Genomic DNA, 24721 nt, shown 5'->3' on the forward strand with positions numbered 1-24721 from the left:
CAAAGATAAAAAAGGAAAAAATAAATCGCAGAATATAAACCAACAGGAATAAGGGAAATAAACAGAACTATATACCGAGGTCATTTAAGGTTGCAGCCAACATCGCTACAACCTTAAATGACATAAGAATAAAACCGCCCTATAAGGCGTCCTTTCAATATAGCGTGCTGCGCGGCGCTTCAACCAACACCATGCCGGCACGCAACCCAAGCGCAACCCCAGGGTTAGGGAACAATATCCATTCGCTGACATGCTGAACCCGGTACTCTTCGCCAGGTTGGTCACACAGCAGCGTTCCCTGCTTCAGCTCGGTAAAGTTGGCGGTATCATCACTGAGATGCAACCTGAACTCTTCACTACGCTTAATCAGCGAGCGTTCAACGCGGAATATTCGCAGTTCACTTCCTGACCGCAACGGCAAAGTCTCCCCGCTCACCGCCGCCTGCAGTGCACGGTTAATGGCGGCAAACTGCTGCAGATCGTTCGCGCCGAACGGCCGCGCCTTACCCAACTCCAGCGTGCAGCTGGCGGCGCCGGCTTGTTCGCTGGTGAAATGGCTGAAGGTACCGCCCGGTGCGCTGTGGATCACCAATGCATCCAAATCGGCTGCGTCCAGCAAGGCCAGCATCTCTGCACTGTAAGGTCGCGTCTGGAAAGGCAGAATACCAAAGCGCGGCAGGCGCGAATCACGGATTGCCGTATGCAGATCATAATGGAAACGTGCAGCGCCCTCATCGGCGAAAAACTCCGCGATAACCTGCTCCAGCTGCTGCGCCCGCGCGGTTTCACCGCTGTGGTCAAAATCGCGGTAGCGTCCGCCAAACATCCGGTTCATATCACTGTGCAGATAACGCTTTCCGGCACGCATCGCCGCCGGATTACCCAGCACCACCAGCAGCCGAACCGCCAGGGGACGATCGCCGTTGAGCAGGTCTTTGACCAACTGATTCAACAGCTCAATAGGGGCGGTTTCATTGCCGTGGATACCCGCAGAAAGCACCACCGCCTGACGGTAACCTGGCTTCGGGGTCATTTCCAGCAGGCCTTCCGTCAGCCAACGCCAGTGCAAATTCGCATTTTCGCCCTGTTGCTCAGCGGGAACCTGCCCCGCCAGCGTCAGGGCCAACAAATCAAACATGGTGGCTCCGTCTATTGTTGGAAAGGATAAACCGAACCCAATCCGAGGATGGTTGTCAGGGAGTCCAGCGCTTCACGCCCTTCACGCAACAGTTGCGGATCGGCCAGGTCATTTTGCGTCAGGCGATCGCGGTAATAGCGATCGACCCATTCATTGAGCGTGACGAACAGGCTATCGTTCATCATCACGCGCGGATTCACCGCCCGCAGCTCCTGCTCATTCAGTGCCACACGCAGCCGCAAACAGGCAGGCCCGCCGCCGTTGCGCATGCTCTCACGCAGATCGAATACCTTGATTTCATCAATAGGCCCGCCGCTGGCCACCATCTCGCTCAGGTAACTCCAGACGCCGCTGTGCTGGCGCGACTCTTCGGGTACCACGATCATCATCTTGCCGTTTGGCTTGGTCAGGATCTGGCTGTTAAACAGGTAGGTTGCCACCGCATCCGCCACGGAAACCCGCGTCGTCGGCACTTCAATCGCCACCAGTTCGCTGTCCAGCGTCGCCATCTTGCCACGCACTTCATCCAGCGCCTGTTGCTGCCGATAAAAAGCCTGCTGATGATGGAACAGCACGTTCTGGTTGCTGACGGCAATCACGTCGTTATGGAACACGCCCTGATCGATCACCTCCGGATTCTGCTGCACAAACACCGTGTGCTGCTCATCCAACTGGTGCAGGCGGGCAATCGCCTCCCCGGCTTCACGCGTCTGGCGCGCCGGATAACGCGTTGGGGCAATTTCGCCACCAAACTCCTGACGGCCGTAAACAAACATCTGCACGCTGCGCTTGCCGTAGTCGCCACCCAGGCGGTTGTGGTTCGCCGCGCCTTCGTCACCAAACAGCGCCACCTGCGGCAAAGCCTCATGATGGGCGAAATGGCGGGGATCGTTAAACATCGCTCGCAGTACGCCAGAGGTGGTTTCAGCCTCAATCGCACGATGGAATTTATTGTTCAGATTGGCGGCGGTAAAATGCACCTTGCCATCAGCACTGTCCGCGGAAGGCGATACCGTGGCCGCATTGGCGGTCCACATGCAGGAAGCCGAACTGAGCGCGGACAGCAGGCGCGGGGATTGCTGCATCGCCTGCGCCAACACGCTTTCATCGCTGCCGCTGAAGCCCAGTTTACGTAACATCGGCACATGTGGGCGTTCCTGCGGCGGTAAAACCCCCTGCTGGAAACCGAGATCGGCCAACGCCTTCATCTTCAGCAAGCCTTGCTTGGCCGCCAGTTTCGGGTTCGACACGCTATTTTGGTGCTGGGTCGAAGCCTCATTACCAAATGACAATCCGGCGTAGTGATGCGTCAGGCCCACCAGACCATCGAAATTGACTTCATATCCTGACATGCTGTTCTCCTGATCTTGTAGGGGCGCTGCATGCTGCGCCCCTACAGTAACAACGCTGTGGCTTGAAAAGCGGCGGCTAAAACTTAATTAAATGACAGTCCTGGTGACAGGCTGGCCGGCAACGTCAAACTTTCGCTTTCCAGCGACGCCATTGGCCAGGCGCAATAATCCGCCGCGTAGTAGGCGCTTGGACGATGGTTGCCGGAGGCCCCCACACCGCCGAACGGTGCCGCACTGGAAGCCCCGGTCAACGGCTTGTTCCAGTTGACGATACCGGCGCGCGCTTCCAGCAACAGGTGGTCAAAGCGCTCACGCTGCGGCGATACCAGACCGACCGACAGGCCATAGCGCGTCTGGTTGGCGATACGCACGGCTTCATCAAAGTCGTTATAGCGAATGATGGTCGTCAGTGGGCCAAAGTACTCTTCGTCCGGCACGTCACGCACGCCAGTCACGTCAATAATGCCGGGGCTGAGCAACGCGCTGCCACTTTCCAGGCGCTGCATGGTCAGCAAGGCTTTGCCGCCCAGCGACAGCAGGTGATGTTGTGCCGCCAGCATTTTTTCTGCCGCCGCGGAAGAGATCACCCCGCCCATAAACGGCTGGGGTTCAGCGTCCCAACGCCCAATACGCAACGCACTGGCTACCTGCACCAAACGCTCGATAAAGGCATCGCCCTCACTGCCGCGTTTCACCAGAATACGGCGCGAACAGGTGCAGCGCTGCCCGGCGGAAATAAACGCCGACTGGATCGCCAGGTTGACCGCCGCATCGCAGTCTTCAATCTGGTCAACAATCAGCGCGTTGTTGCCGCCCATTTCCAAGGCCAGAATTTTCTCAGGCTGCCCCGCCAACTGACGATGCAGGTGATAACCGGTGCCGGCGCTGCCGGTAAACAGCAGACCGTCGATATCGGTGCTGGCGGCCAGCGCCTCGCCGGTTTCACGTCCGCCCTGCACCATATTAATCACCCCGTCAGGCAAGCCGGCCTGCTGCCATAGTTTCAGGGTTTCCTCAGCGGTCTGGGGGGTCAGCTCACTCGGCTTGAATACCACCGTGTTACCCGCCAGCAAGGCAGGTACGATGTGCCCATTGGGTAAATGGCCGGGGAAGTTGTAAGGCCCAAACACCGCCAGCACGCCGTGTGGCCGGTGGCGCAGCACCGAAGCCCCGTCCGCCATCGCGGTCTGGCTAACGCCGGTACGCACCTGATAAGCCTGCAGGGAAATCGCCACTTTGCCGATCATCGCCTGGACTTCGGTCAGCGTCTCCCAACGGGGTTTGCTGGTTTCACGGCTGATGGTGGCCGCCAAATGCGACTTGTGCTCTTCCAACAGCGCAGCAAAACGTTTTACCAACTGTTCGCGTTGTTCAAACGGCGTGCGCGCCCAGGCCGGGAATGCGGCACGAGCGGCTTCACAAGCGGCGGCCACATCGCTGCCGTCGGCGGCGTTAGCCTGCCACAGCGGCTGATTATCGACCGGATCGGTTTTGCTGAATTCAGCACCACGGCCCTGCTGCCAGGCGCCATTAATAAACAGTGCAGGATGTGACATTACGCTTTCTCCTGTGCAATAAGGGGGATAACCCGCACCGGGCTGCCTTGCTCAACGCCCAGCGCCGCAGCGGTGGCCGCATTGAGGTGCAGACGATCGTCATACAGATCGGCATTGACCAGCAGTGCGCGGTAATTTTGATAATGATCGTTAGCCACCAGATGAACCGGCGCATCGGCGCGCATCGGCGTTTCATCCAGCACCACTTTCACCAGGCGGCTCTGCTTGACCGCACGGATATGATCGATTTCCGCTTCCAGCGTCGGGCCACCGTCAAAGATATCGACATAGCCCTGATAACGCAGGCCTTCCGACTCCAGTACGCGGCGCGCCGGTACCGTCTGCGGGTGCACTTCGCCAATCACTTTTTGCGCGTCTTCGGCCAGGAAATCGACATACAGCGGGTGCTTTGGCATCAGTTCGGCAATAAACGCCTTCTGACCGGTGCCGCTCAGGTAGTCCGCCTTGGCGAACTCGATGGAAAAGAAATGATTGCCAACGCTCTCCCAGAATGGGGAACGGCCCTCTTCATCGGAGAAGCCACGCATTTCGGCAATCAGGCGCTCAGAGAAACGCTCACGGAAAGCGGCAATAAACAGAAAACGCACCTTCGACAGCAGCTTGCCGTTTTCGCCGTGACGGTAGTCCGGATCGAGGAACAGCGTGCACAGTTCGGAATGGCCGGTGTGATCGTTGCTGAGGAACAGCGTCGGCACCGATTTATACACATTCAACTGCTTGGAGGCATGCACCTGGGTGCCAACGCGGAAGCTATACCAGGGTTCGGTCAGGCCAACGGCCACTTCAATGGCGCAAACCCCGACCGCCTGTTGGCGCTCCGTGTCTTCCAGCACAAACAGATAACACTGCTCACCACGCGGAAGTTCGCCTTGCCAGGTTTTTAACGCCCGCTCAATGCGTGCCAGCAAGGTATCTTCGTCTTGCGGCAGGGAAGTGAGACCGATGCCGGACTTGCCGGCGAGCGTCAGTAAATCAGCCAAATCGCGACGCTCTATAGGGCGAATAATCATCATAATGCGAACCTCTTCTTAAGCAGGCTGCGCAGGTGAAGGCGCAGCCCGTGTGTTAGCTGCAAATCCGCGCCACGGCTCGCGCGAATCGCGCCAGCCCCTCTTTCACATCCTGCTCAGGAATGATCAGCGAAGGAGTGAAACGCACCACATCCGGGCCGGCGATCAGGGCAATCACGCCCTCTTCGTTGGCCAGTTGGGTGATCTGTTTCGCTTTACCGGCATAATCCTGGGTCAACTGACAGCCAATCAACAGGCCACCACCGCGGATTTCAGAGAAAATCGGGTATTGCTGGTTAATCTTGTTCAGGCCTTCAAGGAACCACTGGTGGCGTTGTTTAACCCCATCCAGCACTTCCGGCGTGTTGATGATTGAGAACACCGCCCCCGCTACCGCCGTCGCCAGCGGGTTGCCGCCGTAGGTGGTGCCGTGGGTACCCACGCCCAGGGTTTTAGCCAGTTCGTCAGTGGTCAGCATGGCGCCGATTGGGAAGCCGCAACCCAGCGCTTTCGCCGTAGTCAGCACGTCAGGCACCACGCCGTATTGCGTATAGGCGTACAGCTCGCCGGTACGGCCCATGCCGGTTTGCACTTCATCGAAAATCAGCACCGCGTCGTGGCGGTCACACAGCTCACGCAGCCCCTGCAGGAAGGCCGGATCGGCCGGCAACACGCCGCCTTCGCCCTGAATCGGCTCGACGATCACTGCGCAGGTGTGGTCGTTGATCACTTCGGCGGCGGCCGCCAGATCGTTAAACGGCGTGTGGGTGATACCGCCCGGCAGCGGGGCGAAATCTTTGGAGTACTTCGGCTGGCCACCGGCAGAGACGGTAAACAGCGTGCGGCCGTGGAAGGCGTTGTTAAATGCCACAATCTGATTCTTGCTGCTGTTGCCCTGGTCCAGCGCACGTTTACGTGCCAGCTTCAGTGCCGCTTCGTTGGCTTCCGCCCCGGAGTTACAGAAAAACACCTTGTCGGCAAAGGTGGCGTCAATCAGCTGTTTGGCCAAACGCAGTACCGGCTCATTGGTGTAGCCGTTGCCCAGATGCCACAGTTTGCCCGCCTGCTCCACCAATGCTGCCGTCACCACCGGGTGAGCATGGCCCAACGCGTTGACCGCGATACCGCCGGCAAAATCGATATAAGATTTACCCTGTTGATCCCAGACCTGCGAACCTTCTCCCCGTACCAGAATAAAATCAGCGGGGGCGTAAACCGGGACCATCCAGTCGTCGAAAGACTGGCGGGTAACTGCGATTGGCTGTTCCATAATGACCTCATAACTTCAGCAAAGACTGAATTTTGACTGTAAGGGCCGCGCCAGCCCGAATGTTCCGTAACAAAACAACAAAAACTGCGCCGTGGGTTCGACTTTTCGACCGGTGATAACTCTGCCTTTCACCGTCTATTCAGAAACAAATCTGTTACATCAAACGCGTTTTTCGCTATTTATGCCGGGTATCGGGTCCTGGAACGGGGAATAAATGTTAACGAGCAGTTAAAATACATGCCGTTTGATAAAGAGTGTAGAGCAGCTATCGTGCCAAACTGGGATTTTTGGCGGATTTTGCGTTTTTTTACGCTAAAACAACGGCTTACAATGCATACTTATGCAATAAATATGCATTGGTAATGAATAATTGGAAAAATAAGGCCAAGAATCATCATTGGCCGCGAAATCCTATTCAATTACAAAAAACTTCAATAATTCTGATCGCGCTCGCAAAAATAATTTGGCCCAATCTGCGCCCGATCACACTTTCGCCCCACTTCGGTGCAAAGAGCGCACCAAACACGGGCAAACCCGCGTCAGATCAGGCTCTGCGTGACGCAATGTGAACCATCATCGGGCGTATCTGCGGGCAACTTCCGCGCCAGATCTCATATTTGTTAACTTACCGAACAATTTGTTGACAGTCTGGGGACACGATAATAGGTTAATTTCAATGGAACACGTGTTCCATGATGAAAAAACACACACCACATCGACTGCACAGCATCGGGGTTATCATGGCTCATTTCTGCTTGCGTACTAACCATAGGATCACCGGGGCCGCACTGGCCGTGCTGCTGGCCCTGCCCGTTTCCGCCAGCGCCAACACCAGCATTACCTTCGCCAACTATTTGCCGAATGATTACATCAACAAGGTGATTAAAGACTTTGAGGCGGCACATCCGGACATCCAGGTGCAGTCGATCAAATGCGGCTTCGCCGACTGCCATCAAAAGCTGACGACCGCGCTGGCCGTCGGCCAGGGCGCCGCCGATATTTTCAGCGTCAGCACCATCAAGCTGGGCAGTTTTGCCAACTCCGGTGGCCTGAACAACCTGAGCACCCCGCCGTTTAGCATCGATAGCCAGGGCTGGCAGTTTGATCCTTCGATGATCAGCCTGGCGAAGGGCAACGACGGCAATATCTATGGTGTGCCCTACGACACCGGCCCGGTGGTCATGATCTACCGTAACGACATGGTGCAGAAGGCGGGGATGAAGATTGAAGACATCACCCAAAGCTGGGACAGCTTTATCGCCTTCGGGGAAAAGCTGAAAAAAGAGCAAGGCGCCTACCTGCTCCCGGCAGCCACCAGTTTGATCAACCCGCTGGTGGTGGGCATGAACAGTGAACCGGGCAAGCCGGTATACACCAAAGACGGCAAACCCAATCTTGATTCACCGCAGATCAAACAGCTGATGACGGTGATTAAAACGCTGTATGACAAAGGGCTGGCGGCCTCGCTCGACGGCTCAACCAACTCGCAGGAATACATCAAGCTCTACCGCCAGGGGAAACTGTTCGCCGATATCGACGGTCCGTGGGACGAAGGTCGTATTGAACAGGAGCTGGATCCGGACGGCGCCAAGGCCGGCCTGTGGCGCGTAACCGGCGTGCCGGGCAATATCAAGGTCAATGCCGGCGGCACCACCCTGGTGATCCCGAAACAGAGCAAAAACGCCCAGGCGGCCTGGCAGTTCATTCAGTACTTTATGCAGCGTGACGTGGTGATCGATGCAGCGAAAACCGCCGGTACCCTGCCTGCCCGTCTCGACGTGTATAACGCGCCCTACTTTGACACACCGAGCAGCATTCTCGGCGGTCAGCATTCGATGCGCTACTACGCCAGCCTGGTGCCAGATCTGAAACCGGTCGCCTCATCGCCGGAAGACAATATCGCCAACGAAATTCTTAACGAAGCGGCGAAGAAAATTCTGGTGCAGCATCAGGACATCGACAGCACCCTGCGCGATGCCAACAAGCTGCTCGAGCGGCGGATGCGCGCATTATAATCCCCTCTCCCCTGGGAGAGGGTTATGGTGAGGGGGAAACACGAATAACCTTCCCCCTCTCCTCCAGAAAGAGGCGATATTCAGTCAGGCCTTTCGGCCACCCATGTTTCGTTTTCCGTCGGTTCGGGGAGTCTATGCGTAAGCGATTTTTCAAAGGGCTGCTGCACGATCACCGCACCGCCTACCTGCTGCTGCTGCCGTTTATGCTGCTGTTCGCGGTGTTCAACGCCTTCCCGATCTTCTTCTCGGCGTTTTTGTCATTTCAGTCCTGGAACCCGGTAAAGGGCCTGAGTTCGATGAAGTTTGTCGGACTGGATAACTTTTACTATGCCTTCACCGACGATGCCTTCTGGGTGTCGCTGGTCAACACCATCAAAATTACGCTGGTGTCCGGCCTGTGCCAGCACCTGTTCGCCATCACCCTGGCCTACTCATTGCTGCACATCATCGTGCGCGGCAGACGCTTTTTGAAGGCGGCGATCTTCCTGCCCTACATCACCTCGTCCGTCGCCGTCAGCCTGATTGTGTTTAACCTGTTCTCCCCGGTCGGCATGGTTAACGAACTGCTCAGCGGGCTAGCCACCAAACTGCACCTCGCAACCTTGGCAGCGGCGTTGCCCATCAACTTCTTTGACAGTGACTGGATCCGCTTCACCATCGCCAATCAGGTGACCTGGAAGTTTACCGGCATCAATACGGTGATCTACATGACCGGTCTGGCGTCGATCTCACCGGACCTGTACGAAGCGATTGAACTGGACGGCGCCGGCCGCTGGCAAAAATTTCGTTATATCGCCCTGCCGCTGTTGGCGCCCTTTATCTTCTTCGCCACCTTGATGACGCTAATCGGCAATATGCAATTGTTCAATGAACCGATGATCCTCACGCAAGGCACCGGCGGCGTCGACAACAGCGGTCTGACGGTATCGATGTACGTGTACAAAACCGGTTGGTCCTATCTGGACATGGGTACCGCCTCTGCGATCTCCTGGATCCTGTTCCTGTTGATTGCCGTGGTCAGCGCCCTGGTGTTCTGGGGCTTTGGCAAGCGTGGAGGATTGAACAATGAACGCTAACGGCCGCCGTTTTGACACCGGCAAACTGGTGATTTACCTACTGGTCTCACTGTTTGCTTCGCTGTCATTATTCCCGTTCTATTGGTCGGCCTTGCTGGCGACGCAGGACACCCGCAGCATCATGGGCATGTCGCTGCGCTTTGGCAGCCACCTGCTGGAAAACTACCAAGGGCTGGAACAGCAAGTCCCCTTCACCCATGCGCTGCTCAATACCCTGTATGTCACCGCCATGGCGACGCTGACCAGCGTGCTGGTTTCCGCCGCTGCGGGCTACGCCTTCAGCGTTTATCAGTTCAAAGGCAAAAAGGTCCTGTTCACTACCCTGATGCTGACCATGATGGTGCCCAGCGTGGTCAACCTGGTGCCCTATTTCTTCGTGATCAAAAGCGTCGGCCTGTTGGATCAGTTCGCCGCCGTCTGGCTACCCGCCGGGGTCAACATCTTCGGCATTTTCCTGGTACGCCAGTACGTCAGCTCCTCACTGCCCAGCGAAATTCTCGACAGTGCGCGCATGGATGGCCTGAACGAACTGCAAATCTTCCTGCGTATCGGCCTGCCGCTAATGCGTCCGGCGCTGCTGACGGTGGCGATCGTGGTGGTGGTCGATACCTGGAACAACTTTATGCTGCCGCTGGTGGCCTTGCAGTCACCGGACAAACAAATTCTCCAGTTGGTGCTGCGCAGCCTGAGTGGCGCCACTGCCACGCCTTGGAACCTGGTGATGACCGGCAGTTTTCTGGCGATCGTGCCGCTGCTGATCGCCTTTATCTTCTCGTCCAAACAAATGATGGAAAGCCTCACCCGTGGGGCGGTCAAAGGGTAACTCATGCAATCAATCGATATTTACCGCGCTAACGGCGCGAACGAGCGTCAACAAGTGATCCTGTTTGCCGCCGTAGAAGACCAACTGCCTGCCACATTGCAAAATGCCGGTCTGCAACGGGCGGCCGTCGGCGTACTTTATCCACTGGGTGACAGCCGTTTTGCGCTCAACATCGGCACGCCGCTAACCCCTGCCGCGCTGCAGGATGCCGGTGCGGCGATCGCCGCCGGACAAAAAGACTACGGGCTGCAACAGCTCCGCCTGACGCTGGCCCCAGAATTGCCGGCAGATGCCGAGAACTGGCGCTGGTTACTGTTCGGCCTGCGTTTAGGGGCTTACCGCTATCAGCATCACGCCAGCGCGACGCTCACCGATCCCACCCTGCCACTGGCTAGCCAGGACGCGGCCACCCAGGCCCTGTGCGACTGGGCCAATCTGCATGCCGAGGGGGTCATCATTGGCCGCGAACTGATGAATAAACCGGCCAACATTCTCTACCCGGAAAGCTTTGTAGAAGCGGTAGCACAGTTGCCCTTCCGTCATCTGCGCCAGGAGGTATTGGGGGATGAACAAATGGCGGAGCTGGGCTTTGGCGGCCTGCTCGGGGTCGGCCAGGGCAGCGCCCGTGCGTCGCAGCTGCTGATCCTCGATCACCACCCGGCCAATGCCCGCCACACGCTGGCACTGGTCGGCAAAGGCGTTACCTTCGACAGCGGCGGCATCAGTATCAAAGGTGCGGCACGCATGAGCACCATGAAGTTCGATATGGGTGGTGCCGCCGCGGTGGTGGGCGCCATGCGCATTATCGACGCACTGCAATTACCCATCCGTGTCATTGGCCTGTGCGGATTGGTGGAAAACATGCCCTCCTCCCGTGCCCAACGCCCTGGTGACGTTGTCACTATGCACAGCGGTAAATCGGTGGAGATCATTTCCACCGACGCCGAAGGCCGCATGGTGCTGGCGGACGTGATCAGCTATGCCCAGCAACGGTTCCAGCCGGATTATCTGCTGGATATCGCGACCCTGACCGGCGGCGCCGGCGTGGCGCTGGGCAAGGAATATGCCGCCATGATGGGCAACGACGAAGCTTTTCTGGCGCAGGTCACCCAGGCGGGCCAGGTCAGCGCAGAACCTGTGTGGCCGATGCCGCACGGCGGCTGGTATCGCGGCGTGCTGAAGTCTGAATTTGCCGACTACCGCCACGGCGGTGAAGATCCACACGGCAGCCCGTGCGTGGCGGCGACCTTTATCAGCGAATTCGTGCAACCGGGTCAACGCTGGGCGCATCTGGACATCGCCGCCATGTCGACCGATATGCCGCACCGCAAACTGTATGCCAACGGCGCGTCCTCATTCGGCGTGCTGCTGCTGGCACGGCTGAGTTCCCTGCTTGCCGAAACGGAGCACTAATGGCTTACGTAGAATTGCTTGATATCAACAAACGCTATGACAACGGCTATCAGGCCGCCAGCAACGTTAATCTGCAGGTGGAAAAAGGCGAATTTGTGGTGCTGCTCGGCCCATCGGGCTGCGGCAAATCCACCACCCTGCGGATGATCGCCGGGCTGGAAACCCTGTCCTCCGGCGAATTACGCATCGACGGCGAGCGCATGAACGAAGTGCTGCCCAAATACCGTGATATCGCCATGGTGTTCCAGAGCTATGCGCTGTATCCGCACATGACGGTGTACGACAACATGGCGCTGTCGCTGAAAATCAAAGGCATGGCCAAAGCGGAGATCGCCGGCCAGATTGCCGCCGTCGCCGAAATGCTGCACCTGAGCGAGTTTCTACAGGTTAAACCCGGGCAGCTCTCCGGTGGCCAACGCCAACGGGTGGCGCTCGGCCGGGCGATCGTCCGGCGGCCGAAGGTGTTTCTGTTTGATGAACCGCTGTCCAACCTCGACGCCAAGCTGCGCAACCGCATGCGTCAGGAACTGTCGGCGCTGCACAAGGCGATTGGTGCCACCATTATCTACGTCACCCACGATCAGGTGGAAGCAATGACCATGGCGGACAAAGTGGTGATCATGAACCAGGGCAAAGTACAGCAAATCGGCACGCCGCTGGATCTCTACCACCGTCCGGTTAACCGTTTTGTCGCCGAGTTTATCGGCTCACCGCAAATGAATCTGTTTGAAGTGCAGGTCCAGGTTCAGGGGGAGAGGATTGTGCTGCAAGGCGATTCGGGCCTGGTGCTGCCGCTGGCCACCGCGGATTTCCCGGCGTTGGCTCAGCAACAGGGGGCCTGGCTGACGCTGGGCTGCCGTCCGGAAGCCTGCCGTATCAGCGAACCGCTGGCAGAACCGCATCTGACCGGGACGCTGGTATACAGTGAAAATCTGGGGGCCGAAAGCAATCTGTTCGTGCAAGGCGACAACGGCGCACAATACATCGTGAAACAGCATTCTCAGTTGCAACAGTCACAAGGGCAACCGCTGGCGGTGACGCTGGATACCAGCGCACTGCACTTTTTTGACTCACAAACCGGCGAACGACTGGCACCACAGGGGGAAACTGTATTACCGAGCGGCATTCTGTGAGACCCTATGCCCGCTGCGCGACCCTACCGCAGCGCCCCGTTTTCCGTTGAGTATGCGCACCATGCCGATTAAAAAAGTCACCTCTCACGATGTCGCCCGCGTGGCCGGCGTTTCACGCACCGTGGTTTCCCGCGCCTTTTCCAATCAGGGTCGGGTATCGCAGAAAAACCGTGAGCTGGTGATGCGCGTCGCCAGCCAACTGGGCTACGCCCCTGACGCCATCGCCCAGAGCCTGCACAGCGGCAAAACCGGCTTTGTCGCGGTGGTGGTAAACCACTTTCATGACCTGTCCGACCTGGAGTTTTTCGACCGTCTGGTGGAGCAGTTGCAAAACAGCAACCGGCAGGCGGTGATGATTCGGCTGGAAGGTATCGAAGATCCGGCCGGCTACCTGAAACAAACCATTTCCTATCACGTCGATTCTGCCGTGGTGTTCGCCGACCATATCAGCGCCCGCGCCGCGAAAGATCTGTTTCGCGTCGCCACGCCGATTATGCTCAACGGCCTGGCAGGCGATGCCCTGTGCGATGCGCTCAACGCCGATGAAGCCCCCAGCCTGCAACAATTGGCGGCGCTGATGGCGCAAAAGGGGCAACAACGGGTGGCGGTGCTGGGCGGACGCAGCAGCGCCAAAGGGGAACAGCTGCGCCAACAGACCTTTTTAGCCCAGGCGGCGCAGCAGCAGTTGCAGATCGTAGCCCAGCTCAGCGGTGACTACAGCTACCTGAGCGGTTTCAAACTGGCACCGCAGCTGCTGGCAGCACAGCCGGCCCCGCAGGCAATCTTCTGCACCGCAGATTCCATGGCGATGGGGGTGATGGATTATATTCGTTTGCATACGCCGCTGCGGATCCCGCAAGACGTCGCGGTCTACGGCTTCGACGATATTCCGATGGCCGCCTGGCCGAGCTACCAACTGACCTCGGTGCGGCGGGATATCAGTGCGATGATCGCCGCCATCGTGCAACTGATAGAACTGCGCAGCAGCAGCCCGCAGGCCGCGCCGCAGCAGGTGACCATCCCCACCGAACTGGTGGTGCGTGCCTCCTGCTAACCCTGCCTTTCAGCGGGTAGTAATAATCTCGGCATCGCGTAATTCCGGTGCTGCCATGCCGGTTTGCCACAGCCAGTATTGGATCGGGCCGGGGCAATTGAGGCTGACCACCTTGTGGTTGCCCTGCTTATCGACGGCATGGATCGTCACCCCTTCGGTATAACCGTCCTTCAGATAGTTCAAATCCTCGATCGCTTCATACACCGCCTGATCCAGCGTCATGCCCATCTTCATGTACAACACTACGGCGCGGCTGGTACCGCAGCGGATGGTCATTTCCCCGGTGTGAGTGCAGGCGCAGGCGCCATAGCGGCTGTCGGCATAGGAGCCGCTGCCGATGATCGGGCTGTCTCCCAATCTTCCCGGGTATTTCCACGCCCAGCCCGAGGTAGAGGTAGCGGCACTGAGCGTCCCCCCGCCATCCTGCGCTAAAAACACCGTGGTATCGCGCACTCGCTCCGGATCGGTGGCGTTGTTGGACAGCCCGGCCAGCGGAATATTCGGCCAGTCACGACGCTGCTCAGCACTCATCGCCTGCTCCAGTTTTTCCCACCAGACGCGTTTGGAGTCGGCAATCAGATTGTCACCGGCCAGTGCGCCAATTTCAGCGGCAAAACGTGCCGCCCCGGCACCGACCAGGATCTCGTGGTTTAGGTCTTCCATCACCCGGTACGCCACCTCCACCGGATGCAGGAACCCTTGCAATGCCCCTACTGCGCCGGTGCGCAAACTGTCGCCGTCCATCACCGAGGCATCCAGCTCCATCTCACCCAACACGTTGGGCCAGCCACCATAGCCCACGGTGCGCACGCTCGGATCCAACTCCACCAGCTTGATGCCCTCAACGATGGCGCGCAGGCCGTTGTGCCCCTGCTGCAGCCGTTCGGCCGACAGACCGATGCCCGGATGTCCTTCAGAGTTTGCAATCACAATCATAGGGTTCTGTTTCCCGCACGGCGTTAAGCGCCCAAAAGAGGCACCGGGTTATCCGGTGTTCGGCACCAATGGAACACGTGTTCCATTGGTGTTTAAAAAGTATCTTCGCCCCGTAGAAAAGTCAAACTCAGGCGGCCGAAAGCGTGGCTTGGCCCGCCTTTTCTCAACGTGCTGTCGGGCCAGCAAACGGCAGCCATTCAACTACACTGTGATCTCGACCGAAAAACGCTTGAGGAGCCATGATGTCCAAGAAAACTGTAGATCCCACCCAACCGGCCGCACAGCATGATATCCGCACCTTTCTGGATGCGTTGAATGCTGGCGGTGGCAAGCCGATGGAACAAATGAAACCGAAAGAGGCGCGCAAAGTGCTGGAGGGCGCGCAGCGTAGCGTCGAAGTGCCACTGCACGAGGTCGAAATCAGCGAGAAAACCATTCATGTCGAGGGGCAGGATATCCTGCTGCACATTGTGCGACCGGCCAAGGTCAAGGAAACACTGCCGGTATTTATGTTCTTCCACGGCGGCGGCTGGGTGCTGGGCGACTTCCCTACCCATGAGCGGCTGGTGCGTGACTTGGTTTACAGCTCAGGTGCGGCAGCGGTGTTCGTCAACTATACCCCGTCACCGGAGGCTCATTACCCCACCGCCATCAATCAGGCCTATGCCGCCACCGAATGGGTGGCCGAATACGGCGAGAAAATCAACGTTGACGGCTCGCGGCTGGCAGTGGTCGGCAACAGCGTCGGCGGTAATATGGCGGCGGTGGTCAGCCTGATGGCCAAAGAAAAAGGCACCCCGGCGCTGCGCACGCAGATCCTGCTGTGGCCGGTAACGCACGCCAGCTTTGATACCGACTCTTATCACCAGTTCGCCGAAGGCCACTTCCTGACCCGCAACATGATGAAATGGTTCTGGGACAACTACACCACCGATAAAGCGCAGCGTAAGGAGATCTACGCCTCACCGCTCAATGCCACGCTGGAACAGCTAAAAGGCCTGCCGCCGGCACTGGTGCAGACCGCCGAACTGGACGTGCTGCGTGACGAGGGCGAAGCCTATGCCCGGCTGCTGAATGCCGCCGGGGTAGAGGTCACTTCCACTCGCTACAATGGACTGATCCACGATTACGGTCTGCTAAACCCTATCGCCCATGTGCCGGCGGTGCATTCAGCCATCCATCAGGCCGGCCGGGCACTGAAGCATTATCTGGCCTAGGTCACTCGGCATAATGGCAGGCTACCCGATGCCCTGCGGCCACCGTCCGTAATACCGGGGCCTGTTCCCGGCACTGCGCGGTGGCCTGCGGACAACGGGTGTGAAAACGACAGCCGTGCGGCGGTTGCGCCGGGTTAGGCAGTTCGCCCCGCGCCATCGCCTGCGGCTGGCGTTGCGGATCCAGACTGGGCACCGCCGCCAGCAACGCCTGGGTATAGGGATGGCGCGGTTGGCCAAACAGGCTGTCGCGGTCTGCGCTCTCGACAATCTGGCCGAGATACATCACCGCCACGTCCTGACACAGGTGTTCCACCACCCCGAGATCGTGCGAAATAAACAGGAAGGTCACCCCCTGCTGCTCCTGAAGATCGGAAAACAGGTTGATGATCTGCGCCTGTATTGAGACGTCAAGCGCCGAAATCGGCTCGTCCGCAACGATAAACTCCGGCTGCAGGATCAGCGCGCGGGCAATACCGATACGCTGCCGCTGACCACCGGAAAACTCATGCGGAAAACGGCCGTAGTGCTGCGCCGACAGCCCGCAGATCTCCATGGTGTCGATCACCCGATCACGCAGTTCGCTTTTCTGCGCCAGCCCATGTTGCAACAGGGCTTCACCAATCGCATCGCCAATGCGCATCCTCGGGTTCAGCGAACTGTAGGGATCCTGAAACACCAACTGCATCTTCGGGCGCATCTCACGCAGCCGTCGTGGGCTGAGCGCATCCAGCGCCTGTCCTTTGAACAGCACCTCACCGGCGGTTTTGTCATGCAGCCCCAGCAGCGTGCGGCCGACGGTGGTTTTCCCACTGCCGGACTCGCCCACCAGGCCGAAAATCGTGCCTTTTCGAATGCCGAAACTGACGTCATCCACCGCTCGCAGCTGCCCGGTAGTCCGGCCGAACAGGCCTTCCCGCAGCGGAAAATGCTTCTTCAAACCTTTGACTTCCACTAACCACTCAGCCGACATGAATGCGCCCTCCGGCATTCAGAAAACAGGCCGACTGGCGCTGCAATGGGCCATACAACGGCGGGATGCCGTCGCGACAGCGCGCACTGGCCTGGGCGCAGCGATCGGCGAAGGCGCAATGGTCGGGCAGTTTAGCCAAATCAGGTACCTGACCGGGGATCGAATACAGCCTGCGTCGCCGCTGCCCGGCCACCGGCCGCGAAGCCATCAGCCCCTGAGTATAGGGGTGCAGCGGGTTAGCCAGCACTTCACGCGTTGCCCCCTGCTCGACTATCCGTCCGGCGTACATCACCACCAGCCGGTCGGCCATCTGGGCAATCACGCCAAGGTCGTGGGTGATCAGCATCATCGCCATATTATTTTTGCGGGTCTGTTCACGCAGCAGTGCCAGGATCTGCGCCTGTACGGTGACGTCCAGCGCGGTGGTCGGCTCATCGGCAATCAACAAGGCCGGACGGCAGCTGATGGCCATGGCTATCATAATGCGCTGCAACATGCCGCCGGAGAGCTGATGCGGGTAGCTGGTCATCAACTGCTCCGCACGCGCCAACCCCACCTCGGTAATCAGCGCCGTCGCCTCGTGCCAGGCCGCCTTCGGCGAAGTACCGCGATGACGGATCAGCGGTTCCACCAGCTGTTCGCCGATGGTCAGCACCGGGTTCAGGGCGCTCATTGGTTCCTGGAAAATCATTGCCAACCGGTTACCGCGCAGATCGGCCATCTGCTGTGGTCGCAGTTTCAATAAATCTTGCCCGTCGAAATGGATTTCGCCGCCGTCAATTTGCGCCAGCGGCTGCGGCAACAGCCCCATCAGCGCCATGGCGCTGACGCTTTTACCACAGCCGGACTCGCCGACCACTCCCAGCGTCTGTCCGGCATGCAGTTCAAAACTCAGTTGCTGCACCGCCTGCACCCGGCCCTGCTCGCCATTGAAGGCCACCGACAGTTGATTAAAAGCCAGCAGGGGTCGGCTCATGGTCTTGCTCCGTTCATTTTCGGATCGAGCGCGTCCCGCAGGCCGTCACCCAGAATGTTGATCGCTACTACGGTGATAAAAATCGCCAGGCCGGGTGGCATCCACAACCAGGGACGACGTTGAAAATCGATCAGGCTGTTGGCGGCGTCCATCATGTTGCCCCACGACGGCGTCGGCGGTACCACGCCCAGCCCCAGGTAGCTGAGTGCCGACTCACTGAGAATGGCGTTGGCAACGCCCATGGTCGCCACCACCACCAGGATGGGAATGGTATTCGGCAACAGATGGCCGAACAGACGTCGCCGGGTGGACAGCCCGAGCACTTCGGTCGCCAACATGAAATCGCGCTCGCGCAGCGACAGGATCTGGCCGCGTACCAGCCGCGCCAATGAAGGCCAGCCCAGCAGGCTGAGCATGATCATCACCATGTAGATACGGTAGTCCGGCGAGACGTCCAACTCGGACAGCATCGCCCCCATAATGATCAACAGCGGCAGGCTGGGGATGGTCATCAGCAGATCGGCAAAGCGCATGATCAGCTTGTCCACCATGCCGCCCAGATAGCCGGAGAGCGCCCCCAACAGGTAACCGAGCGTCACGGACAGCAGCATCGATACCAGGCCGATGGTCAGTGAGATACGCCCCGCCAGCAGCAGGCGCGTATAAATATCGCGACCGAGGAAATCGGTGCCGAGCCAGTGTGCCGCATTGGGTGCCTGGTTGATGTTTAGCGCATCACCGGCATCGTCCTGCCAGGGCGACAGCATCGGCCCGAAGATGCACAGCACCGCCAGTATCAGCAGCAACAGCAGCGAGGCCATCGCCAGCCGGTGACGCCGCAGCCGTTGCCAGGCCTGTACGGTTGGGGGGGGCGACAGCTGCGCCAGCGCCGGAAGTTGCGCCTGCCGCCAGCGGCGACGGCGTCCAAAAAACAGCGTTGCCAACATCTTCACCTCAAACGAATTCGTGGGTCGGCATAGGCGTACAGAATGTCCGCCAGCAGATTGCCCAAAATGGTCAGCACCGCCAGAAACAGCGTGAAGCCCATCAGCACCGGATAGTCACGGGCGGCCAGCGAGTCGATGTGGATATGCCCCGCCCCTGGCCAATTAAAGATTTTTTCGGTGATCAGCGCGCCGGAAAACAGCGCCGGTAATTCAAACCCCAGCAGCGTGATGATCGGCAGCAAGGCATTACGCAGCGCGTGTTTGACGATCACCGTTTTCTCCTTCAGGCCTTTGGCGCGAGCGGTGCGGATGTAGTCCATGCGGATCACATCCAGCATGCTGGCGCGGAAATAGCGCGTCAGGGTACCGGCCTGCAGCATCACCAGCGCCAACACCGGCAACAGCAGGTGCGCCGCCACCTCTGCCACCCAGGCCAGCCCGGTCGCTTCGCTGCCGGTGCGCAGCATGCCGCCCGCCGGCAGCCAATGCAGATCGACGGCAAACCATTTGATCAGCAGCAGGCAAAGGAAAAAGGTCGGAAATGACATGGCACCGAACACCGCCACCGTGACCAGATGGTCGAACAGCGAATAGGGTTTCATCGCCGAAGCCACGCCAACCGCCAGCGCAATGCCCCAGTACAACACCAGGGCGACCGAAGCCAGCAGGAACGAATTCCAGATGTACTGGTTCAACAAGGTGCTGACCGGGATCTGGTACTGCAGCGAAAAACCGAGATTGCCTTGCAGCAACTGGCCGAGCCAGTGCCAATAGCGGATCAGCAGTGGCTGGTCCAGCCCGTACAGCGCGCGTAATTCGGCTGCGCGCTGCGGCGTCAGGTTAATGTTGCCGTCAATAAAATCGCCGGGCGTCAGCGCGAAGATAAAGAAAATCAGCAGAGATGCCAGCAGCAGCATCGGCAGGGTTTGCAGCAGGCGGCGCAGGATAAAATTTCTCATGGTGTTTTCCATTACCGCCGCACGGAGGAGCACGGCGGTACCTTGCCGTTACTGAGCCAGTTTGACGTCCGGCAGGCTGCCGGTCAGGCCATTGTAGACATCCGGTTTAAAGCCGGTGACGCGGGCGCTGCTGGCGCTGAGCACTTTGCGGTTACCCAGCAGGATCACCGGTGGGTCTTCCGCCAGCACCTGATACAGCCGGTGATACAGCGGTTTGCGCTGCCCGATATCCAGCGTGGCGTTAGCCTGACCGATCAGTTGGTCTGCCTGCGGGTTGTGATAGCCGGTTTCACTCACCTGGCTGATGAAATCGCGCACCCCATCATGCGGGTCATTCAACCCGCTGGTGCTGAGCGACGCCAGGTCATAATTCCCGGCCTTGCGCTGCGCCAGCAACGCGTTGAAATCCAACACCTGCGGTTTGAGCAGCACGCCTATCTGCCGATAGTTGTCTTTGGCGATCGGCACCAGCGCATCGTTAAGCAGCTTTTTGGTCACCAGCAGCGTCAGTTCCAGTTTCTTGCCGTCTTTCTGGCGAATGCCGTCTGCACCCGGTTTCCACCCGGCCTGATCGAGCAATTGTTTCGCTTTATTGACGTCATAAGCGTATGGATTGATGCCTTGCGGATCATAGGCCCAGGATACGGGTGAGATCGGCTGGTTAGCCACTGAGCCATATCCCTGATACACCACGGTAATCAGTTTTTGGCGATCCAAACCGTAGATCAGCGCCTGACGGACACGCACGTCCTGCAACGCCGGGCGCTTAAAGTTGAAATCTACCCGGCTGTAGTCGCTTGAGCTGTACAAATTGATGTTGGCGAACCCCAACAGTTTCAACTGTTCAATGTCATCGGGCTTGGAGGTGAAGGCGTCATAGTCGGTTTCACCGGTCTGGAACAGTTGGAAGTTGGTGGCCGGGTTGGTCACGCGGTAAATAAAGCGCGCCACCGCCGGCTGGCCGAGGTAGAAATTCGGGTTGGCGTGGAAGCGGATCTCCTGCCCCGGAATGTATTTGTCGTAAATATAGGGGCCGTTGCCCAACGGCTTACCATTCAACGCGCGCACGCTTTCCAGCTTGCCGCGTTGATAATCCTTGCCATAGTAGGCTTTCGACAATACCGGTCCGCCGATCAGTTGCAGCGTGGTCGCACCCGGCTGGGTGGTGGTAATTTGCAGGGTGCGGTCGTCAATCACCTTCAACCCGCTGATGCTGGGGGCGGTGCCGTTTTTGTATTCCGCGCCGCCCTGAATATGCGCCGGGGTAATATCGGTTTCACCGTCATAGGCCGGGTCATGCAGCAGCGTCAGGGTAAAGGCGATGTCTTCGGCCTTGATGGGTGAACCGTCGCTGTAGAGCAGGTTCGGGCGCAGCTTGATGGTATACACCCGGTTATCCGGGCTGACCTGCCAGGACTCCGCCAGCCGTGCGACCGGTTTACCCTGGCTGTCCAGGCCAATCAACCGGGTGAAGATCACGTCGGTGACGTTCTCATCCCAACCGTTGGTGAACAGATAAGGGTTAAAGTTGCCCTGTGGCTCGAGAATACCGGCCACCACGGTGTCTTTACGCAGCTTGGCGGCATTCGGTACCAGGCTGGCGTCGGTGGCCGGGGTGATCCCTTCCGTCAGCGTTTCCGCCTGCGCACTCAATGTAATGCCTATCGCACCAGCCAGCGCCAGGGGCACCAGTCGTTTTTGCAACAGTCTGTTTATATTATTTTTTATTTTTCTCACCCACTGCCCCTTGTCTACCCGTTGATAAAATGTGACAAAATTTATCGCAGAGTAATGGGCGGCCGAAGGGCTGTCTAACAACGAAACCGGCATTCCATTGCCGGAAAAAGCATTATGAATTTTTCTATTGCGATGCCCCGCCGTTGGCGCTGTTCAGCCTGCGGGTTCGAGCTGCCGGATAAGTTTGGCTAAGTTTTTGATTGCCGCCTCATGCTTGTCGTTCCAGTCAAAAGAGGCGTTCAGGCGGAAGCAGTGGTTGAAATGGTTACCGGTGGTGAACATCCTGCCCGGTGCAATACTCACCCCCAGCGCTAACGCGCGCTGGTAGAGTTCCATCGACGACAGCGCCGGATCCAGTTCCAGCCACAGGAAATAGCCGCCGTCGGGTTGGCTGACTTTGACGGTAGGCGGGAAATGGTGGGCAATCGCCTGGCGCATCATGCTTTGGCGCTGCGCCAGCAAACGGCGCAGGCGCCGCAGGTGAGTATCGTAGCCGCCGTGCAGCAGATAGTCGGCTATCGCCAACTGGGTAGGCACGCTGGTCGAGACGGTGCTCATCAGTTGCAGCCGTTGGATTTGCTGCGCGTAGCGCCCCGCCGCCACCCAACCGACGCGGAAACCCGGTGCCAGACATTTGGAGAACGACGAACAGTGCAGGACTTGCCCGCCGCTGTCCCACGCCTTGGCCGGCTGCGGCCGCTCGGCGCTGAAATACAGCTCGCCATAAACGTCGTCCTCAATCAGGGAAATCTGCCGCTCACGCAGCAAATTCACCAGCCGCTGCTTGTTGTCGTCCGACAGGCTGGCCCCCAGCGGGTTCTGGAAGTGGGTCATCAGCCAACAGGCCTTGATCGGATACTGCTCAAGCGCCTGCTCGAGCGCATCGAGATCAATACCGTCCTGCGGGTGAGTGGCAATCGCCACCGCCTTCAGGCGCAGCCGCTCCAGGGCCTGCAACGCACCATAAAACGCCGGTGACTCGATCGCCACGTAGTCCCCCGGCTGGGTCACCGCCTGCAGGCTGAGGCTTAATGATTCCATCGCCCCGGCGGTGATCACGATTTCGTCCGGCGCCACCTGCATGCCGTTCAGCGCATAACGCTGGGCGATGTGGCGGCGCAGTGCTTCATTGCCGGGTGGCAGGTTGGCCAATGAGCTGTGCGGCGTAAACTTGCGTGCCACGCTGCTCAGCGCCCGTGCCAGCTTGGGTTGAGCAAATAAGGTGGCGTCGGGAAACGCCGAACCAAAGGGCACAATCTCCGGATCCTGGCACGCCTGCAGCACATCAAAAATAAAGGTATTGATATCCACCTGCTCACTCAGCAACAGCTTTGCGCCGTGTGCCGGCTGCGGCAATGGCTGCGGACGCGCCGCCACGTAATAACCGGATTGCGGACGCGCGACGATCCAACCCTGACTCTCCAGCAATTGATACGACTGCACCACCGTCATCAGGCTCAGCCCGGCACGTTTACCGCTCTCGCGCAGCGACGGCAGCTTATCCCCCGCCCGCCATACCCGGTTCTGGATCTGTTCACGAATCTGTTGTGCAAGCTGTTCGTATCTGGTCATAGGCCCTAACTGTTATATGAAAAAGTGAAATAACTGTCACTATTATAGTTAATGTACTCCGTGCTTAACTTGACGCCAAGCTTTCGATAGAAAAATTACCGCTATACTGAAGAGGCCATTTTATGTACAACCCAAGGAGGCGCCATGCTGGGTCTTGATGCACTGGAACTTGCCAGAATACAGTTCGCCTTCACCGTTTCTTTCCATATTATTTTCCCTGCAATTACCATCGGTCTGGCCAGTTATCTGGCGGTACTGGAAGGGTTGTGGCTGAAAACGCGAAATGAAACCTACCGCGATCTCTATCATTTCTGGTCAAAAATTTTCGCCGTCAACTTCGGCATGGGCGTGGTGTCCGGCCTGGTGATGGCCTATCAGTTCGGCACCAATTGGAGCTTTTTCTCCGAGTTTGCCGGCAGTATCACCGGCCCGTTGCTGACCTATGAAGTGCTGACCGCCTTCTTCCTGGAGGCCGGTTTCCTCGGGGTAATGCTGTTCGGCTGGAACCGTGTCGGCCCTGGGCTGCACTTCTTCGCTACCTGCATGGTGGCGCTGGGGACGCTGATTTCCACCTTCTGGATCCTGGCGTCCAACAGTTGGATGCAGACCCCACAGGGCCACGAAATCATTAACGGCCAGGTGGTACCGGTCGACTGGCTCAAAGTGATTTTCAACCCGTCATTCCCGTACCGGCTGTTGCACATGTCGACCGCGGCCTTCCTGTCCTCGGCGTTCTTTGTCAGTGCCTCCGCCGCCTGGCATTTGCTGCGCGGGCGTGACACTCCGGCGATGCGCAAAATGCTGTCGATGGCAATGTGGATGGCGCTGATTGTCGCGCCGATACAGGCGATGATCGGCGATGCGCACGGCCTGAATACGCTGAAGTATCAACCGGCAAAAATCGCAGCCATCGAAGGCCACTGGGAAAACCCGCCGGGTGAAGCCACCCCGCTGATCCTGTTCGGCTGGCCGGATATGCAGCGTGAGGAAACCCGCTTCAAGCTTGAAGTGCCGTATCTCGGTAGCCTGATCCTGACCCACAGCCTGACCGAGCAGGTACCGGCGCTGAAATCCTTCCCGCCGGAGGACAGGCCGAACTCCACCGTGGTGTTCTGGTCGTTCCGCATCATGGTGGCGCTGGGCATGCTGATGATCCTCGCCGGGGTCTGGAGTCTGTGGCTGCGCTGGCGCGGTGGGTTGTATCAGTCCCGGCCGTTCCTCTACTTCATTTTGTGGATGGGGCCTTCCGGGTTGCTGGCCCTGCTGGCGGGTTGGTTCACTACCGAGATTGGGCGTCAGCCGTGGGTGGTGTATGGCCTGCTGCGCACCAGGGATGCGGTCTCCGCACACGGCGACCTGCACATGAGCATCAGCCTGCTGGCGTTTATCATCGTCTACTGTTCGGTGTTCGGCGTGGGCTACTCCTACATGATGCGGCTGATCCGCAAAGGGCCGCAGCAGCATGAAGTGCATGAAGATGACACCGAAGGCCGACCGGCACGTCCGCTGTCTGCGGTGAAAGAAACTCTGGATGACAGGAGCTGAA

The 24721-nt window shown here is 58.6% G+C and carries 20 protein-coding genes; 8 read left to right on the plus strand and 12 right to left on the minus strand.

Annotated features, from left to right (window positions below):
- Nucleotides 1–154: 154 nt before the first annotated feature.
- The 5 genes from astE to SERS4_RS0115240 all read right to left on the minus strand — a co-directional run bounded on the left by astE (nucleotide 155) and on the right by SERS4_RS0115240 (nucleotide 6347).
- A complete protein-coding gene (astE, locus tag SERS4_RS0115220; RefSeq protein WP_017893128.1) occupies nucleotides 155–1138 on the minus strand; it encodes a succinylglutamate desuccinylase in 984 nt (327 codons plus the stop codon).
- A gap of 11 nt (nucleotides 1139–1149) precedes the next feature.
- Nucleotides 1150–2490, minus strand: a complete 1341-nt coding sequence (gene astB / locus SERS4_RS0115225; protein WP_017893129.1) for an N-succinylarginine dihydrolase — start codon at nucleotides 2488–2490, stop codon at nucleotides 1150–1152.
- A gap of 83 nt (nucleotides 2491–2573) precedes the next feature.
- A complete protein-coding gene (gene astD, locus SERS4_RS0115230; protein WP_012145565.1) occupies nucleotides 2574–4046 on the minus strand; it encodes a succinylglutamate-semialdehyde dehydrogenase in 1473 nt (490 codons plus the stop codon).
- Nucleotides 4046–5080: an arginine N-succinyltransferase gene (gene astA, locus SERS4_RS0115235; protein ID WP_012145566.1), complete on the minus strand. Its 1035-nt coding sequence runs from the start codon at nucleotides 5078–5080 to the stop codon at nucleotides 4046–4048. Before astA ends, astD begins: the two co-directional genes overlap by 1 nt.
- A gap of 52 nt (nucleotides 5081–5132) precedes the next feature.
- Complete coding sequence (locus tag SERS4_RS0115240; protein ID WP_017893130.1) at nucleotides 5133–6347, minus strand: aspartate aminotransferase family protein; 1215 nt, start codon at nucleotides 6345–6347, stop codon at nucleotides 5133–5135.
- A gap of 692 nt (nucleotides 6348–7039) precedes the next feature.
- Between SERS4_RS0115240 and SERS4_RS0115245 the strand changes: the two genes are divergently transcribed.
- The 6 genes from SERS4_RS0115245 (at nucleotide 7040) to SERS4_RS0115270 (ending at nucleotide 13861) form a co-directional block, all read left to right on the plus strand.
- Entirely contained in the window at nucleotides 7040–8362 is a 1323-nt protein-coding gene (locus tag SERS4_RS0115245) for an ABC transporter substrate-binding protein (protein WP_017893131.1), read from the plus strand.
- 134 nt (nucleotides 8363–8496) lie between these two features.
- Nucleotides 8497–9438 (plus strand): carbohydrate ABC transporter permease, encoded by a 942-nt coding sequence (locus SERS4_RS0115250; RefSeq protein WP_017893132.1) that lies wholly within the window; start codon nucleotides 8497–8499, stop codon nucleotides 9436–9438.
- A complete protein-coding gene (locus tag SERS4_RS0115255) occupies nucleotides 9428–10261 on the plus strand; it encodes a carbohydrate ABC transporter permease (protein WP_012145570.1) in 834 nt (277 codons plus the stop codon). The genes SERS4_RS0115250 and SERS4_RS0115255 overlap by 11 nt, the downstream gene beginning before the upstream one ends.
- A 3-nt stretch (nucleotides 10262–10264) precedes the next feature.
- Entirely contained in the window at nucleotides 10265–11674 is a 1410-nt protein-coding gene (locus SERS4_RS0115260; RefSeq protein ID WP_017893133.1) for a M17 family metallopeptidase, read from the plus strand.
- A complete protein-coding gene (locus SERS4_RS0115265) occupies nucleotides 11674–12807 on the plus strand; it encodes an ABC transporter ATP-binding protein (RefSeq protein WP_017893134.1) in 1134 nt (377 codons plus the stop codon). The genes SERS4_RS0115260 and SERS4_RS0115265 overlap by 1 nt, the downstream gene beginning before the upstream one ends.
- 61 nt (nucleotides 12808–12868) lie before the next feature.
- A complete protein-coding gene (locus SERS4_RS0115270) occupies nucleotides 12869–13861 on the plus strand; it encodes a LacI family DNA-binding transcriptional regulator (protein ID WP_253275389.1) in 993 nt (330 codons plus the stop codon).
- Between the two features lie 9 nt (nucleotides 13862–13870).
- On the opposite strand, the gene SERS4_RS0115275 is transcribed toward SERS4_RS0115270, so the two are convergent.
- Nucleotides 13871–14797: a N(4)-(beta-N-acetylglucosaminyl)-L-asparaginase gene (locus tag SERS4_RS0115275; protein ID WP_017893136.1), complete on the minus strand. Its 927-nt coding sequence runs from the start codon at nucleotides 14795–14797 to the stop codon at nucleotides 13871–13873.
- A 242-nt stretch (nucleotides 14798–15039) separates the two neighbouring features.
- Here SERS4_RS0115275 and SERS4_RS0115280 point away from each other — a divergent pair, with 242 nt between their 5' ends.
- Nucleotides 15040–16014, plus strand: coding sequence for an alpha/beta hydrolase (locus SERS4_RS0115280; protein ID WP_012145575.1), 975 nt, complete (start codon nucleotides 15040–15042; stop codon nucleotides 16012–16014).
- Between the two features lies 1 nt (nucleotide 16015).
- Here the strand turns inward: SERS4_RS0115280 and SERS4_RS0115285 are convergent, their stop codons facing one another.
- The 6 genes from SERS4_RS0115285 to SERS4_RS0115310 all read right to left on the minus strand — a co-directional run bounded on the left by SERS4_RS0115285 (nucleotide 16016) and on the right by SERS4_RS0115310 (nucleotide 23175).
- Nucleotides 16016–16984: an ABC transporter ATP-binding protein gene (locus SERS4_RS0115285; protein ID WP_017893137.1), complete on the minus strand. Its 969-nt coding sequence runs from the start codon at nucleotides 16982–16984 to the stop codon at nucleotides 16016–16018.
- The gene (locus SERS4_RS0115290; protein WP_017893138.1) at nucleotides 16974–17960 is read right to left on the minus strand and encodes an ABC transporter ATP-binding protein; all 987 of its coding nucleotides are present in this window, start codon (nucleotides 17958–17960) and stop codon (nucleotides 16974–16976) included. Before SERS4_RS0115290 ends, SERS4_RS0115285 begins: the two co-directional genes overlap by 11 nt.
- Nucleotides 17957–18907 (minus strand): oligopeptide ABC transporter permease, encoded by a 951-nt coding sequence (gene opp4C, locus SERS4_RS0115295; RefSeq protein ID WP_017893139.1) that lies wholly within the window; start codon nucleotides 18905–18907, stop codon nucleotides 17957–17959. Before opp4C ends, SERS4_RS0115290 begins: the two co-directional genes overlap by 4 nt.
- A 2-nt stretch (nucleotides 18908–18909) precedes the next feature.
- Nucleotides 18910–19866: an ABC transporter permease gene (locus tag SERS4_RS0115300; protein ID WP_017893140.1), complete on the minus strand. Its 957-nt coding sequence runs from the start codon at nucleotides 19864–19866 to the stop codon at nucleotides 18910–18912.
- A gap of 48 nt (nucleotides 19867–19914) precedes the next feature.
- The gene (locus SERS4_RS0115305; protein WP_017893141.1) at nucleotides 19915–21603 is read right to left on the minus strand and encodes an ABC transporter substrate-binding protein; all 1689 of its coding nucleotides are present in this window, start codon (nucleotides 21601–21603) and stop codon (nucleotides 19915–19917) included.
- A gap of 153 nt (nucleotides 21604–21756) precedes the next feature.
- Nucleotides 21757–23175: a PLP-dependent aminotransferase family protein gene (locus tag SERS4_RS0115310; protein WP_017893142.1), complete on the minus strand. Its 1419-nt coding sequence runs from the start codon at nucleotides 23173–23175 to the stop codon at nucleotides 21757–21759.
- Nucleotides 23176–23319: 144 nt separating this feature from the next.
- Between SERS4_RS0115310 and SERS4_RS0115315 the strand changes: the two genes are divergently transcribed.
- Nucleotides 23320–24720 carry a cytochrome ubiquinol oxidase subunit I gene (locus SERS4_RS0115315; RefSeq protein WP_012145582.1) on the plus strand — a complete coding sequence of 467 codons (1401 nt, stop codon included), beginning with the start codon at nucleotides 23320–23322 and terminating at the stop codon, nucleotides 24718–24720.
- Nucleotide 24721: the final 1 nt, after the last annotated feature.

Origin of the sequence: Serratia sp. S4 (assembly GCF_000347995.1) — a bacterium.
GTDB classification, from domain to species: Bacteria; Pseudomonadota; Gammaproteobacteria; order Enterobacterales; family Enterobacteriaceae; genus Serratia; species Serratia quinivorans.

Bases quoted from the DNA above. Each gene is read 5' to 3' on its own strand.
- astE (WP_017893128.1), bottom strand. From the start codon at position 1,138: ATGTTTGATTTGTTGGCCCTGACGCTGGCGGGGCAGGTTCCCGCTGAG.
- astB (WP_017893129.1), bottom strand. From the start codon at position 2,490: ATGTCAGGATATGAAGTCAATTTCGATGGTCTGGTGGGCCTGACGCAT.
- astD (WP_012145565.1), bottom strand. From the start codon at position 4,046: ATGTCACATCCTGCACTGTTTATTAATGGCGCCTGGCAGCAGGGCCGT.
- astA (WP_012145566.1), bottom strand. From the start codon at position 5,080: ATGATGATTATTCGCCCTATAGAGCGTCGCGATTTGGCTGATTTACTG.
- SERS4_RS0115240 (WP_017893130.1), bottom strand. From the start codon at position 6,347: ATGGAACAGCCAATCGCAGTTACCCGCCAGTCTTTCGACGACTGGATG.
- SERS4_RS0115245 (WP_017893131.1), top strand. From the start codon at position 7,040: ATGATGAAAAAACACACACCACATCGACTGCACAGCATCGGGGTTATC.
- SERS4_RS0115250 (WP_017893132.1), top strand. From the start codon at position 8,497: ATGCGTAAGCGATTTTTCAAAGGGCTGCTGCACGATCACCGCACCGCC.
- SERS4_RS0115255 (WP_012145570.1), top strand. From the start codon at position 9,428: ATGAACGCTAACGGCCGCCGTTTTGACACCGGCAAACTGGTGATTTAC.
- SERS4_RS0115260 (WP_017893133.1), top strand. From the start codon at position 10,265: ATGCAATCAATCGATATTTACCGCGCTAACGGCGCGAACGAGCGTCAA.
- SERS4_RS0115265 (WP_017893134.1), top strand. From the start codon at position 11,674: ATGGCTTACGTAGAATTGCTTGATATCAACAAACGCTATGACAACGGC.
- SERS4_RS0115270 (WP_253275389.1), top strand. From the start codon at position 12,869: ATGCCGATTAAAAAAGTCACCTCTCACGATGTCGCCCGCGTGGCCGGC.
- SERS4_RS0115275 (WP_017893136.1), bottom strand. From the start codon at position 14,797: ATGATTGTGATTGCAAACTCTGAAGGACATCCGGGCATCGGTCTGTCG.
- SERS4_RS0115280 (WP_012145575.1), top strand. From the start codon at position 15,040: ATGTCCAAGAAAACTGTAGATCCCACCCAACCGGCCGCACAGCATGAT.
- SERS4_RS0115285 (WP_017893137.1), bottom strand. From the start codon at position 16,984: ATGTCGGCTGAGTGGTTAGTGGAAGTCAAAGGTTTGAAGAAGCATTTT.
- SERS4_RS0115290 (WP_017893138.1), bottom strand. From the start codon at position 17,960: ATGAGCCGACCCCTGCTGGCTTTTAATCAACTGTCGGTGGCCTTCAAT.
- opp4C (WP_017893139.1), bottom strand. From the start codon at position 18,907: ATGTTGGCAACGCTGTTTTTTGGACGCCGTCGCCGCTGGCGGCAGGCG.
- SERS4_RS0115300 (WP_017893140.1), bottom strand. From the start codon at position 19,866: ATGAGAAATTTTATCCTGCGCCGCCTGCTGCAAACCCTGCCGATGCTG.
- SERS4_RS0115310 (WP_017893142.1), bottom strand. From the start codon at position 23,175: ATGACCAGATACGAACAGCTTGCACAACAGATTCGTGAACAGATCCAG.
- SERS4_RS0115315 (WP_012145582.1), top strand. From the start codon at position 23,320: ATGCTGGGTCTTGATGCACTGGAACTTGCCAGAATACAGTTCGCCTTC.